This window comes from Escherichia sp. WS33 (genome assembly GCF_046486385.1).
GTDB lineage: Bacteria > Pseudomonadota > Gammaproteobacteria > Enterobacterales > Enterobacteriaceae > ECMA0423.
The window spans coordinates 1-13,699 of sequence record NZ_JBJQLJ010000035.1 but is presented as its reverse complement, the minus strand read 5'-3'; the positions used below and the strand labels follow the sequence as shown (position 1 = coordinate 13,699).

Below are 13,699 nucleotides of genomic sequence, written 5' to 3'. Positions count from 1 at the left end.
ATGCCTGATGCGTTGTTAGCATCTCTACAGCGCCCGCCAGCACCGGATCTCACGTCCGTCCTCCCTTATTGTTAATGATTGCCGGACTTCACATCCGTGGGTTGCCAGAGGGCAACGTTCGTAGAAAAAACAGCCTTGCGGCAACGTGCGGTTTCCCGGCAGATCCGTTTTACGTAATGCCCATTCTTCCTCCAGCGGTTTATCAATGGCGGGGAGGGAATCCAGCAATAATCGGGTGTATGGATGTGCAGGTGCCGTCAACACCTGCTGCGCGTCGCCCAGTTCTACAATCTGCCCGAGATACATCACCGCTACCCGATCGCTCATATGACGAATCACCGAGACATTGTGTGAGATCAGCACATAGGTCAGCCCGCGATTTACCTGTAGCGTTACCAGTAAATTGAGGATCTGCGCCTGCACGGAGATATCCAGTGCAGAGGTTGGCTCATCAAGCACAATCACGTCAGGCTGCGAAGAGAGTGCTCTGGCAATGGCGATGCGTTGCCGCTGCCCGCCGGAGAACGCATGAGGCAGGCGGTCGAGATACTCCGGACGAATACCCACCTGCACAGCCAACTCCTCTGCTAACGCTCGCCGCTGTTGTTCACTACTACGCTTAGCTATCCAGAGCGGTTCTGTGATGATGCGCCACACCGGTAAGCGCGGATTAAGCGAAGAGAGCGGGTCCTGAAACACCATCTGCATAATGCGTTGTGAGCCTGAACGGATGTACTGCCCGTGGCTCGGTTGCAGCATGCCCATTAAAAGCTGTGCGAGGGTGCTTTTGCCGCAGCCTGACTCGCCGACGATCCCTAAGGTTTCACCACGGCGGATCTGTAAATCAATACCATTAATGGCATGAACATGTTCCGTAGTTTTACCAAGCCAGTTTTTACGGGCCGGGAAATTGATATGGACGTCGCGTAACGTTAATAACGTGTCAGACACTTATGACCTCCTGCTGCGGATACCAACAGGCGCAGCGCTGGTTGTTGTCACCACACGCTGTCAGCGCCGGGACGTTTTCACACTGTGCACCTGCCGCATAGCAACGATCGCGAAAAGCGCAGCCTTCAGGCAAATGGGTGAGGTTTGGTACCGTCCCTGGAATGGCGGGTAATAGCTGGCGTGGTACTCCATGTTCTGGTGCGCATTGGAGCAAACCAATGGTATACGGATGCCGGGGATGATGGATAACATCTGCCGTCACGCCGCTTTCAATTACGCTTCCGGCATACATCACGTAAACGCTATCGCACAGTTGCGACACCACGGCCATATCATGGCTGATGAACAGAACCGCAGTTCCACTGGCGCGGGCTTTATGTTTAAGCAAACGCAGTACCTGCAACTGCACCGTGACGTCCAGCGCCGTAGTCGGTTCGTCGGCAATAATCAATTGCGGCTCGCAGGAGAATGCCAGCGCAATCATTACCCGCTGGCGCATACCACCTGAAAGCTCAAACGGATAGCGCGACATAACTTCCACGGCATCCGGGATTTGCATCTCTTCCAGCAGGGCAATCGCTTTAGCTCTGGCTTCCCGACGACTTATTGGTTGATGATGGCGGATCACGTCCATCATCTGAAGACCTATTCGAAGTGTCGGATTGAGGGCGGTCATCGGTTCCTGAAAGATCATCGCCACTCGTGCGCCGCGCCACTGACGAAGCTGTTTTTCCCGAGCGTTAAGAACATCGTCTCCCAGCAGTGAAATCTGCCCCCGATGTACGCAATAACTGCCCGTCTGTAGCAGACGCATAATCAGCATTGCGGTGACTGATTTACCTGAGCCGGATTCTCCCACCAGACCGACAATTTCGCCGCGGTTAATCTGCAAGGACACATTGTTGAGCGCGTGAACATCACCGTTAAAACCGGGGAAACTCAAATGCAGCTGTTGAATGTCCAGAACGGGTTGGGTCATGACTGCTTTCCTCCTGCTTTCGGGTCAAGCAGATCGCGAATACCATCACCAAAGAGATTAAACCCGACGGCGGTAAGCAAAATCGCTGCCCCCGGAAATGCGCAATACCACCACTGATCGAGTACATAGTTGCGACCATTTGCTACCATCGCGCCCCATTCAGCACTCGGTTGTTGAGCACCCAGGCCAATAAATCCCAACGTGGCGGCCATTAAAATCGCGCTACCGATATCCAGCGATGCCTGCACGATCAGCGGCGGTAGGGAGTTACGTAAAATATGCCAGTTGATCAGATGCCAACGAGACGCGCCAAAGGTTTTCGCCGCCTGAACATAGGTATACTGGCGTACAACTAATGCTTGCCCCCGCGCCAGGCGCACATAAAAGGGAATTCGCACAATAGCAATCGCCAGCATGGCGTTAAACAAACTCGGCCCGAGAGCGGCAGCCAGTGCCATTGTCAGTACCAACGAAGGAATCGACAGCATAATGTCCATGATGCGCATGATGATGGCGTCTGCGCGTCCGCCAAGCACACCGGATAGACATCCGAGTAGCGAACCAATCATACCCGCAATGGCGACCACCACTAATCCGGCGAGAATTGATTGCTGACTGCCGACCAGTACGCGGCTGAACAGATCGCGTCCCACTTCATCGGTGCCAAACCAGTGCGCCGCAGAAGGCGGCAAAAGGCGGGCGGTTAAATCAATGGCGTTGGGATCATGCGTCGCCAGCCACGGTGAAAAAATCATCATCAATAGCATTAATACAATGATGACTGCGCCGGTCACGGTGAGCGGACTGCCTTTCAGCATCCATACCAGTTTTGCACCGTTAAATCGCGTTTGTTTTTGTGGGCGTACGGCGGACGTTTCCTCGCTTAGCATCATTCACCACCTCCACGTCCGATACGCGGATCAATCCACAAATAGAGCAAATCCACCACCAGGTTGACCAGCACATAAGCAAATGAAACCACGACGGCAAAGCCCATCACTGCCGGGAAGTCGAGCGCCTGTATTGATGTTACTACCCATGCACCCATTCCGGGCCAGGCAAAAACGGTTTCGGTGAGCACTGCGCCATACAACAAATCGCCCAGCGCCAAACCCAATACGGTAATCGATGGGATCAACGCATTGGGTAGCGCATAACATAAAACGATATACCAGCCGGGCAAGCCGCTGGCCCGGGCGGTACGAATGTAGTCTTCACTCAATTGTTCCAGCATCGCTGAGCGGATCTGGCGAGCGACAATTCCCAGGTGAACGAACGCCAGCGTTAATGCCGGTAAGATGAGATGTTGCAACGCATTGAAGAAGACTTCACCGTTGCCTTCAAGCAGCGCATCGAGCAGATAAAAGCCGGTAACGTGCGTTGGTGGATCCAGCCAGTCATCAAGCCTTCCGCCGCCGGGAAGAATTTGCAGATGACCATAAAACAGCACAATGACGCCCAGCCCAAGCCAGAACGCAGGTGTGGAGATTCCGGTAATGGCCATTATTCGCACCAGATGATCCAGCCAGCGATTTCGCCAGACTGCAGAGAGTATGCCCAGCGGGATGCCAATCAGGAGTGCCAGCAGCAGGGCACAAAAAGCCAGCTCCAGCGTCGCCGGGAAAAATATACGCAACTCTTCCAGCACCGGACGCCCGGTACGAATGGATGTTCCCAGGTCACCATGAAACAGGTCGCTGACGTAGCGGTAAAACTGTACATACAGTGGCTGGTCCAGTCCCAGTTGCTGGCGAATATTTTCCACGATAGCATCGCTGGCGCGGTCACCCGCCAGTAACCGCGCCGGATCGCCAGGGATCAGATGCGAGATAATAAACGTAATCACGCAGACGCCCGCCACCACGAGCACCAGCCCCCAGCAGCGTTGGCGTAAAATACTCCAGAAGGTCACGTTATTTACTCATGGTATTGATATTGAAGACCTGTTCCAGCATGGGATTGAACACAAAGCCTTTCACCTCTTTGTTCATCGCCAGTTGGTAGTTTTTCTGGAACAGGTACACATAAGCAGCGTCATCAATGACGATTTTCTGTGCCTGCTGGTAGTCCCGGGTACGCTGCGTCTGGTCGGTGGTCGCAAGCGCATTGCGCAGTAACTTATCGACCTCACTGTTTTCATAGAACGAGCGGTTACCCGGCAGACCTTTTTTGTCTGACTCAAACCAGTAATTCATAAACATATACGGGGCGGCAAAATCCGGACTCCAGTTGCCAATCGCAATGTCGTAATCACCTTTACCCACTCTGTCGCGCATGGTGGCGTTCGCCAGCTTTTCCAGCTTCACATTGATGCCCAGCTTGTTGAGACTGGATTGTGTCGCCAAAGCAATAGGCTCCCAGTTCGGATCGTTATCGGAGTAGAGAAACGTCAGGCTGGTGGGTTTGCTCGTCACTTTATCCCATTCGGCTTTGGCTTTCGTTTCGTCATGGTTGTATTGCATTGCCGTCGCATCGTAGCCCCACATGCCTTCCGGAATCGGGCCGCGCATCTGTTTTCCGTTACCACTCAGAATGCCGTTAACCATGCCCTGATAATCGGTAGACCAGGAAATGGCCCGACGCAGATCCGCCTGATTAAGAGGCGCTTTGCTGTTATTCAGATACAGATAGGTAACGCGCAGTGACGGATACTCTGCCACATTGACTTTATTTTCCTGCTTCAGGGCGTTGAGTTGATCCACCGGCAGCGCATCGGCAATGTCAATGTCGCCACGGGAGAGCTGCAGGCGACGGGAGGCACTTTCACCGATAATTTTTACCGATACTCGCTTAAAGTTCGGTTTATTGCCGGGGTAATGCGGATTTGGCACCAGAACTAATTGCTGACCTTTTTGCCAGCTTTTCAGCATAAATGGTCCGGAACCGGCGGTATTTTGCGCGAGGAAGCCGCGAGCATCATCCGCTGCATGTTCCTTTAAGACCGCCGGATTGATAATGGATGCACCGTCATTCGCCAGCGTGTAGAGGAACGGTGCGAATGGCTGGCTAAGGGTAAACTTCACCGTATGTTCGTCGGGAGCATCAATCTTTAAATCTTTGGGAAATGCTTCTGCTGGCCCCTGGCCGATTTTTAGTAGCCGCTCAAAAGAGAGTTTTACTGCTTCGGCAGTGACCGGTGTGCCATCGGCAAATTTAGCATTGTCCTTCAGGGTGAACGTCCACTCTTTTTGATCGTCAGACGCTTTCCAGCTACTTGCCAGATCGCCTTCAACGTCGGTTGAGCCTTTATCACCGTCCGTTTTGTACTGAACCAGCCGCTGATAAGACGGGTAGGTCACCGTCCAGTCGTTATTATCTATTGTTACCGCCGGGTCGAGGGTTTGTGGATCGGCGGCCTTACCAATCACCAGCATATCTTTCGGTACGGCGGCGTGCGCAACCGGGAAATTTGTGGCAAGGACGAGCGCGAGCAATGTGGGACGAAACGGTATCGATCTCTTCATGACAGTTTCCTGATTAACTGACGTGTTGTGTGCCAGGGGATATAAAACAGGTGAATTGATCAGCGAGCAGAGGGTAACTCGCTGCCTGGGGTAATTCGAAGTGCCACCATTCGCTGGAGATACCGACAAAACCGCCACCAGTCATTATCGCATTCAGCAACAGCCGATTGCGCTGAGCGGCGGGCGGGACGGAAGGGTGATAGGCATGGGAGCGCTCGTGCATTTCATCGAACCCTGCGCCCATATCGAGGATGTTCCCGTGTTCATCACGAAGCGTCAGGTCGATCGCCGTGCCACGGCTGTGATTAGAACCGACCGTCACATCAACAACATATTGCGGGTCTGGGCAGGCTTGCCACAACATCGCCTGTGCTTGTTGTGGGCGATACGCATCGTAAATCACCAGTTGTAAGCCTGACAGCTGGGCGATGCTGATACTTTTCGCCAGCGCGGTAATCGCATCCTTGTGTAACAGACAACGCGCTTGCTGATAAATAGCTTTACCTGTGATGTTATCAGCGCAGGCGTATTTCAATTCGATCTCCAGATCAGGGAAGATTACGGCTAAATCAACCAGTTCGGTGGTATCCGACATAAACGGTTCCTGTATAAGACAAAAATTGCTGCGCTTTCCGCTTATGCAGATCTCATGCCATGCCGGGAGAAGCGCCAGAATGCTGGCTTAAAGTTATATTTTTTAACTTTTGATCAACATTTGTGCAGCGTAGTGCAGTTTTGGTGCAAGAGGGGAAGTTAAGGAAGGAATCTCCCGGAATCGTAGCTGAAATCACAGTATTTAAGTGACAGTGTCACCTTAAAGGAAAACCCGCGAGTGCGGGCGAGAGGAATTTGTCAGATTTTCAGCGGTAACACGCTGCTCATCCAGCCTGGAATTTCTTCGGCGGGAAGGGGGCGGGAAAAGAAATATCCCTGAATAACGCGACAGTGGATCTTACGTAGCATCTCAAATTGCTCTTTGGTTTCGACCCCTTCCGCCACGACGGTTAAATTGAGGCTTTGCCCAATGCTGGTAATGGCTTCAAGTAAGGCCAGGATGCGTTTTTCCGTCAGACAACGATCGACAAAACTTTTGTCAATTTTGATTTCCGTTACCGGAAGACTGACTAAGCGGGATAATCCGGAAAAGCCCGTACCAAAATCATCTACCGATAAGCCCACGCCCATATCACGCAGGATCTGAATGCGCTTAAAGATTTCGGTATCGTGTTCCATCATCATGCTTTCCGTGATTTCTACCGTCAGCTGGTGGCCGTCAATACCCCAGGCGTGCATTGCATCAGACACCTGATTAGGCAGTTGATTACTGCGAAAGTGCAGTGCCGACAAGTTAACGGAAAGCGCCGGGATATGAATATTCTGGCTACGCCATTCTGCTAACTGACGGCAAGCTTCCGCGATGACCCAGCGCCCAATATTTTCGATTTCACCAATCTCTTCTGCGAGAGGAATAAACCGTGAAGGGGGCACATGACCATGCTGGGGATCGTGCCAGCGCGCAAGGGCTTCGATGCCGTACAGTTCACCCGTTTCTGCGAAGATTTGCGGCTGGTAAACAAGTTTCAGTTGGTTATTGCTAATCGCTTCTTTCAGCGCTGCGCCTAAAACCAAACGCTCTTTTACCATTTCGTTCATCGCCGGGCTGAAGAACTGCCAGCCGTTACCGCCATTCTTGCGAATATAATCCATTGCATTGTGAGCAGTGGAGAGTAGGTAATCGCGGTTTTTACCCACGTCGTAGCTGATGCCAATACTCAAGGTAAGCGGGAATGGTTTATCGTCAATCATTATCGGCTTGCTGACCACATTCCGTAGCTCATCGGCGATCTGGGTAATGTTACTGACGTCGTTTTCCAGGCTCACGAGGACAAACTGCGTACCTTCGATACGACAGAGATACTGATCCGGTTTGAGTTTTTCACGAAAGCGATTGACCACTTCCAGCAATGCCTGATCGGCCCACGCATAGCCAAGGCTATCAATCACATCCTGAATATGGTCAACACCGATGAGATACACCACCGGAGAGACGGCTTTGTCGACCAGGTCATCGAGGTAATTGTGCAGGTTATTGCGATTTGGCAGACCGGTCATCGGATCAAATTGGATGAGTTGTTCAATATGCTGGCGGCTTTTTTCCTGTTCCAGCGCCAGCGCGGCCATATGCTGACTGATATCTGCCACGCGTTCGATAAAGGCGCTGGTTTCTGCTCCTGACGAGGTTTTAATTTGCAGGATCCCCGCAGGCGCGCCATCACGCTGACGAATGGTCGCTGACCAGCTTTGCGCATTTTGAACTTCTGCACCGTGCGAAGATGACGCCCAGTGTATCGGCATCCCGTTGCGCAGTGCGAACAGCGAAACATGCGATTCGTTGAGAACAGATTCGATGTTACGACAAATGATTTCCCCCATTTCATGAAATGGCGGGCTGCTGCACATGGCGGCGAGAATATTGCCTTCAAGCTGGCGGATTTGCCGTTCTTCGGTGATATCCGAGAAAGTCATTACCAGGTTCTGCAGATGCGCGAGCACGTCATAAACCGGGCTGATAGAGGCTTTAATCCAGATTTTTTCACCGGTGCGCGTCAACAGCAGAAATTCGTCCTGATCGCGGGCGGTTTTCCATAGCAACTGTTGTAAACGAATGCGGTTATCGGCAGGGAATTCAGGAATGTTCAGGAGTGTATCGGGCTGCATACCGCTGGCTTCGCTAATGCAGTAACCAAACATTTCGGTAAATGCGCGATTGCACTGCACAATATGGCGTTCCGGATCGAGGACAATCACCGGTCGGTCGAGATGGTCAACGGCAATAATCAATTGTCGAGTCTGTTCTTTTTGCGCCATTTCTACGCTGGCATCCCGTACCAGCGCCAGGTAATAAACTTTCCCCTCGGCGCTCACTTTCGATAGCGCAAAACGGGTCCAGATTTTACTGCCGTCTTTTTTCTCCAGCTGCAGCTCCCGACTCATCCCCTCGACACGCGCTTTACCGCCTTCACGGTTATGACGAATGTATTCAGGATGCGCAGGACGCAAATCCCGCGGAATCAGCATATCAATGTTATTGCCAATGACTTCTTCACGTTTGTACCCCCAGAGCTTCTCTGCGGCGGGGTTGAAAAACATCACTTCATCATTTTCGTTAATTAACACCGCACCCATCATATTTTGCTCAAGGGCGGGGAAAAAAATGCCATCGGCGGCATTATCCGCATCGGTTAGCTTCATGATTACCTCTGCATCCTGGCGCATCTAAAGACTGGCTTTCCAGAGTTCAACACGGTTTCTACCTCGTCTTTTGGCGATATACAGAGCTTCATCGGCTATTTGAATGAGGCGCTCATAGTCAGGATGACCATTAAACATGGCGGCACCGATGGAAAGTGAGAGGGCAATATCCTCGCCGTTTGCGGCTTTCAGTTTGGTTTTCTCCACCCGACTGCGAATACGTTCTGCGGTACGTAACGTTTCGTTTTCAGAAGCTTCAGTCAAAACAATGATAAATTCATCGCCCCCGTAGCGGAAAACATAATCACTACTGCGGACGTTGTCATAAAAGGCCTGAGAGACTTTACGCAGAATTTCATCGCCAGTGTTATGGCCCCACGTATCGTTGATCTCTTTGAATTTATCAACGTCAATAATCAGCACTGACAGCGGTGTACCGGTCCGGTTGGCATGGGCAATTTCGCGTTTGAAGATAGTCGGCAGGAAACGGCGGTTAAGTAATTTCGTCAGTACATCCATACCGACTTCGTGGCGCGATACTTCTTCAAACAATTCACGCAGCAAGGTAATAATTTGCGATACGGTATTTCTTATCTGTAATAGAAACTTCACCCGCAAACTTCTGTTATTCAAATTCCTGGTGTTACGCATGGTTTGATTGAAAATACCGTCGAAATCCTGAATCAGACGGGAGATATGGCCTACTTCGGCAATGCCGCTAAAATAATGTCGACCTTTATGGTTAAACCACAGGCCAAAATCAGCCTGGCTTAAAGGCAAACTACTGCCTAAATCAGAATCCAGCAGGATTTTATAGATAATATCTATTTCCCATGAAAGTATTGAGGCTATTTGCCGTTCTTTTTCTTCTTCGGCGTTTTCCAGTAACGAGAAGATACGATAGTTTTCATCTTCCTTTGAGGCACTACTGTCACTAAAGGTAAACGCGCGGGTCATCACTTCCATAGCGATATCAATACTGTTAATCGAGAAATGGTAGACCTGAAGTTTTTCTGCGGCAGAATAATCCGAAGAGAAGATTACCGGATAGAGGATTTTTTTCAGCACCCGAAACCCCATCTCGACAATTTCTACCGGAATTCCAATGCGGGCATGCACTTCCGCGACGGTATGCTGGATTTGTATTAGCCTTTCGACATCGTCAACCTGGGCAGAAAGCACGTTAATAATCCAGCGTTCCATCGCACTTTTCAACTGCCGCTCAACTTGTTCATTACTCAAGAATTCTTCGGCATGCGGGTCGATGCGGACAATTCGATAAAACTCGATACTCAGATAATGAGCATGCGCAAGGGCAATTTCTGCGGCTTTAGCACGAATGAGAGGATCTGCCTGTTCGACAAGTCCGGTCCACTCATCTTTCATTCTTTTAAAATACATCTCCATAATTCACACCCTTATAAGGCTGGGAAATCAGACGGAATCAAAACGCAACGTGCGAGATCGACTAACTGCACCATATTCTCCTGAAATATGAAGATATACTGAAAAGAAATAAGCGACTTAGGACAGTTTTAATCTACGCTACTGTTCTTCAGAAGAGTATAGCCCATCGTAATTATTTTTCGGTGACAGCGAATATCGTATGTTTTTTCATATTCATACATTTTTATTAGGGGATTTATGGCTGTTTAACTAAGTGTGGTTAATTGCGTGGTTAATTTGACTTTAGTAAGCATGATTAGTAGTGGGATAGTTCAAGAGGGTAACAAGCCGGTGGGTAAAGCACCGGCTTGTTACAAAGTAAGAATGGGAGTTTAACTGCCCCAACGACTTTGCAGATAGCTGACCGCTTGTTGAGTCTGCGGTTTATTCAGATAGTCCTCACGGAACAAGATGGTGCCGCTAATTTCGGGTACCGCATCGTTAAGATCGAGCTGCTTTTTCAGTTCGGGTACGCCGCCGTTAATCATCCAGTCTGGCTCTATCTTTGAAGGTTCACCCACTTTATAGAAGGCGATACCGATATACAGGCGGGTCCTGGTCGGTTTAACGACATCCGCCCACCATTTTGCCAACACGTCATAACGCGCGGCACTCCGTGAGAACGGCCAGTAAATTTGGGGAGCAATATAATCCAGCAATCCTTGTTCCACCCATCGACGGGTGTCAGCGTAGGATTCGTCATAGGCTGCCGCACCTCGGGTATCGGAACCGAGCGGATCGTGTGATCGGTTACGCCACACGCCTGCCGGGCTAACGCCAAATTCGACTCCCGGCTTAATGCTTTTAATGGTGTGCGATACTTTTGCAATTAACTGCTGAGTATTGTTGCGCCGCCAGTCTGCTTTTGACGCAAATGCGCCTCCGTATTTGCGGTACGTTTCGTTATCATTTAGCCGTGAACCCGGTGACTCCGTATAGAAATAGTCGTCAAACTGCACGCCATCTACCGGATAGCGGGAAACCACTTCTGCGACTATTGATGTGATCCAGTCCTGAACCTCAGGGATGCCCGGGTCGAGGACAAAGCGATCGCCAGACGTTCTGATCCAGTCACGGTGTTGCACATAGACGCTCGCCGGTTGTTGAGACAGAGTGCTATTCAGTTCCCTGATAGTACCGGGCTTCGTATTAACCGATACGCGATAGGGGTTAAACCAGGCGTGTACTTTCATCCCACGCTTGTGGGCTTCGTCGAGCATAAATTGCAGCGGATCGTAACCCGGATTTTCACCAATCTTACCGGTCATAAGATCGGACCACGGCAAAATTTTCGATGGCCACAGGGCGGTACCGTCCGGCTTGACCTGGAAAAAAACCGTGTTTATACCGAGACGTTGCAGATGATTCAGTTTGTCGATCATCGCCTGTTGTTGTACACGGGCCCGGCTGGTGGGGTTACTAATGTTAACCGAGGAAACCGGTGGCCAGTCGAGGCGAGAAACCGTGGCCAGCCAGATGCCACGCATCGGTTGTGACGATTGTTGCGTCGTGGCTGGTGGCTTTGAACCTGCTGGTGGTGTCACCATGGACTCTGGAGGCGTGCTTTTACAACTACACAGTAAAAGTGCCAGTGCAACTAGTATCGCTGGTCTTCTAATCGTTAATTTCTTGTTTCGGGAGCAGATATCCATATGTGCTGGTTTCCGGTAAACAGATGTGCGCTCATTCTCGTACTTATCCCGGTTAAGTCAATACGACAGCAAGCACGAAAAAGGGAGCGATGACTTATCGCTCCCTTGTCTTATAACCATTCAGACATGGTTAGTGTTTCTTGTCATTCATCACAATATAGTGTGGTGAACGTGCACGCGGGTGCAGGAAGAAGTGACCTTTTGGTGCGTTCTGACTGTTGATTGGCTCCAGAGTGACGCCGGTATTCGCTTTGCCTTTACGATCATGAACAGCATAGAGAATAAAGGGCAGGGCAAGTACCACCAGGAAACTAACAACCAGTAATTCAACATACATATCGGTAGAATCACCCTGGATGTTATCCGGCGGCAGGAAGGAAACAATAAACGCCATAATTGAAGTCAGCAGACCGACAATTGCCACGACCAGTTTCACCCCTTTACCACCAGGGATATTAAATGTGCGTTTTAAGTCAGGATGTTTAAGAACCAACACAATGTAGCCAATAAACAGCATGAAATAAGCACACAGATAAATCACCACCGTCAGCGCCAGAGCGATCAGGAAGGACATGTTGTTACCGCCACCGGTATTGGTGAGGATGATCAACGCGATAGAAGTAATCACCAGCTGCGAAATGACCAGCGTTACCGGTACGCCATTTTTGTTCATTTTAGCGAATGCCGCTGGCAGCAGGTTTTTCTGCGCTGTGACATACATCCCGCGAGAAGGACCAACAATCCAGGAGGCGATTTCCGCCAAAACACCCAGCAACAGCAGTGCGGAGATCACGCGAACCGTCCACTCAATTTCCGGTGCCACATGGGACATCAGAACGGTAAAGGTTTGCATTACACCTGCGGAGAGGTTGATTTCATTACCCGGAATGACCATCGCAATAGACAAACCGCCAACAGAGCTTAAGCAGATTGCCGCCACCATCAGCAGTAACATAGCCAGTGGATAGTCGCGCCCGGGGTTGCTCATTTCATTGACGTGAGTTGCGGAAGCTTCTACGCCCATATAACTCAAAATGAAGGCAACAAATACAACCAGTGTGCCCACTTTAGAGAAGTCAGGGAAGAAGGTCTTCGAATCCATTTCGATAGCAACGGGGGCACCGGAGTGCAGATAAATAGCCGCTAATGCGATCAAAATAAATGCAGGTAACAGGATACCGGCGAAGAAGCCAACTTTAGCAATTCGCGCCGTGTATTTCGTGCCACCAAACTGCGTTAATGCCAGCGCCCAAAGAATGATGAGTGCTGCAATAGTTTTGGTAATGGGGTCTTCATTCAGCGCTGGCCATTTCAGGATGTAGGAGAGTGCCCCTAACACGAAATAGAGCATCGGAATAAAACCAATGGCGATTTGCAGATAGCCAAATGAGATCGCTGCAAATCCCCATCTCGGCCCCAGAGTATTTGATACCCAGGCGAAGACACCACCTTCTTCCCAGCCGTCGACGGTGGCCATTTCCGCAGCACAAAGTCCCACGGGAATAAACCATAAAATCCCGCCTAATAGCAGGAAGAAGACTAATGAAAAGCCCGATGTTGCGAAGGTAGGGTATTCATAAACAGCCATTACCATCGATGCCGTTATGGCAAAGAATCCGAGTAATGTGAGCTGCTTAGCTTTACCTGTCTGTACTGATGTAGCCATATTATCCCCCTAAAACGGTATTCCTGTCGGAACCGCACCTGTTTTGTTCTGAAGCGTATTCAGAACAATATTTTCCGTTGCTAATGCCAGTGAACAGACTTTGGAAATTGTCCCGAAACGGGTTCGTTTCGGGACACCGTTACCGTTAAACGTTATCAGGTATGTTTAAAGCTGTTCTGCTGGGCAATACCCTGCAGTTTCGGGTGATCGCTGAGATATTTCAGGGAGGCTTTGTAGTCTTCCAGCAACAGTTCAGCAAAGTCCATTTCGAAGCCGCGACGACACATAA

At 50.3% G+C, this 13,699-nt stretch carries 11 protein-coding genes; all 11 read right to left on the bottom strand.

All coding sequences use genetic code 11. The annotated features are described in order from the left end of the window. Positions 1 to 24 precede the first annotated feature (24 nt). Positions 25 to 951 carry an ABC transporter ATP-binding protein gene (locus ACJHXA_RS21045; RefSeq protein WP_001285553.1) on the bottom strand — a complete coding sequence of 309 codons (927 nt, stop codon included), beginning with the start codon at positions 949 to 951 and terminating at the stop codon, positions 25 to 27. Beyond that, on the bottom strand, positions 944 to 1,930 hold the full coding sequence (locus tag ACJHXA_RS21040; protein WP_000193551.1) for an ABC transporter ATP-binding protein: 987 nt from the start codon (positions 1,928 to 1,930) through the stop codon (positions 944 to 946). Before ACJHXA_RS21040 ends, ACJHXA_RS21045 begins: the two co-directional genes overlap by 8 nt. Further along, positions 1,927 to 2,823 (bottom strand): D,D-dipeptide ABC transporter permease, encoded by an 897-nt coding sequence (gene ddpC, locus ACJHXA_RS21035; protein WP_000979608.1) that lies wholly within the window; start codon positions 2,821 to 2,823, stop codon positions 1,927 to 1,929. The genes ACJHXA_RS21040 and ddpC overlap by 4 nt, the downstream gene beginning before the upstream one ends. After that, positions 2,820 to 3,842: an ABC transporter permease gene (locus tag ACJHXA_RS21030; protein WP_000145111.1), complete on the bottom strand. Its 1,023-nt coding sequence runs from the start codon at positions 3,840 to 3,842 to the stop codon at positions 2,820 to 2,822. Before ACJHXA_RS21030 ends, ddpC begins: the two co-directional genes overlap by 4 nt. 1 nt (position 3,843) lies before the next feature. Continuing rightward, on the bottom strand, positions 3,844 to 5,394 hold the full coding sequence (locus ACJHXA_RS21025) for an ABC transporter substrate-binding protein (RefSeq protein WP_276340353.1): 1,551 nt from the start codon (positions 5,392 to 5,394) through the stop codon (positions 3,844 to 3,846). A 13-nt stretch (positions 5,395 to 5,407) separates the two neighbouring features. Then, the gene (ddpX, locus tag ACJHXA_RS21020) at positions 5,408 to 5,989 is read right to left on the bottom strand and encodes a D-alanyl-D-alanine dipeptidase (RefSeq protein ID WP_001285834.1); all 582 of its coding nucleotides are present in this window, start codon (positions 5,987 to 5,989) and stop codon (positions 5,408 to 5,410) included. Between the two features lie 257 nt (positions 5,990 to 6,246). Then, a complete protein-coding gene (gene dosP, locus ACJHXA_RS21015) occupies positions 6,247 to 8,646 on the bottom strand; it encodes an oxygen-sensing cyclic-di-GMP phosphodiesterase DosP (protein ID WP_001307211.1) in 2,400 nt (799 codons plus the stop codon). Positions 8,647 to 8,670: 24 nt separating this feature from the next. Beyond that, positions 8,671 to 10,053 carry a diguanylate cyclase DosC gene (gene dosC / locus ACJHXA_RS21010; protein WP_000426265.1) on the bottom strand — a complete coding sequence of 461 codons (1,383 nt, stop codon included), beginning with the start codon at positions 10,051 to 10,053 and terminating at the stop codon, positions 8,671 to 8,673. A gap of 371 nt (positions 10,054 to 10,424) precedes the next feature. Next, positions 10,425 to 11,744 carry a family 10 glycosylhydrolase gene (locus ACJHXA_RS21005; protein ID WP_000350404.1) on the bottom strand — a complete coding sequence of 440 codons (1,320 nt, stop codon included), beginning with the start codon at positions 11,742 to 11,744 and terminating at the stop codon, positions 10,425 to 10,427. Between the two features lie 130 nt (positions 11,745 to 11,874). Next, positions 11,875 to 13,410: an acid resistance gamma-aminobutyrate antiporter GadC gene (gene gadC / locus ACJHXA_RS21000; RefSeq protein ID WP_000246019.1), complete on the bottom strand. Its 1,536-nt coding sequence runs from the start codon at positions 13,408 to 13,410 to the stop codon at positions 11,875 to 11,877. 155 nt (positions 13,411 to 13,565) lie between these two features. Then, positions 13,566 to 13,699, bottom strand: a 134-nt coding sequence (locus tag ACJHXA_RS20995) for a hypothetical protein (protein ID WP_000336835.1), incomplete at its 5' end; no start/stop codon positions are given.

Excerpts from the sequence above, each read along its gene's own strand:
- gadC (WP_000246019.1), bottom strand. The coding sequence starts at position 13,410 with ATGGCTACATCAGTACAGACAGGTAAAGCTAAGCAGCTCACATTACTC.
- ACJHXA_RS21025 (WP_276340353.1), bottom strand. The coding sequence starts at position 5,394 with ATGAAGAGATCGATACCGTTTCGTCCCACATTGCTCGCGCTCGTCCTT.
- ddpC (WP_000979608.1), bottom strand. The coding sequence starts at position 2,823 with ATGATGCTAAGCGAGGAAACGTCCGCCGTACGCCCACAAAAACAAACG.
- ACJHXA_RS21040 (WP_000193551.1), bottom strand. The coding sequence starts at position 1,930 with ATGACCCAACCCGTTCTGGACATTCAACAGCTGCATTTGAGTTTCCCC.
- dosP (WP_001307211.1), bottom strand. The coding sequence starts at position 8,646 with ATGAAGCTAACCGATGCGGATAATGCCGCCGATGGCATTTTTTTCCCC.
- ACJHXA_RS21005 (WP_000350404.1), bottom strand. The coding sequence starts at position 11,744 with ATGGATATCTGCTCCCGAAACAAGAAATTAACGATTAGAAGACCAGCG.
- dosC (WP_000426265.1), bottom strand. The coding sequence starts at position 10,053 with ATGGAGATGTATTTTAAAAGAATGAAAGATGAGTGGACCGGACTTGTC.
- ddpX (WP_001285834.1), bottom strand. The coding sequence starts at position 5,989 with ATGTCGGATACCACCGAACTGGTTGATTTAGCCGTAATCTTCCCTGAT.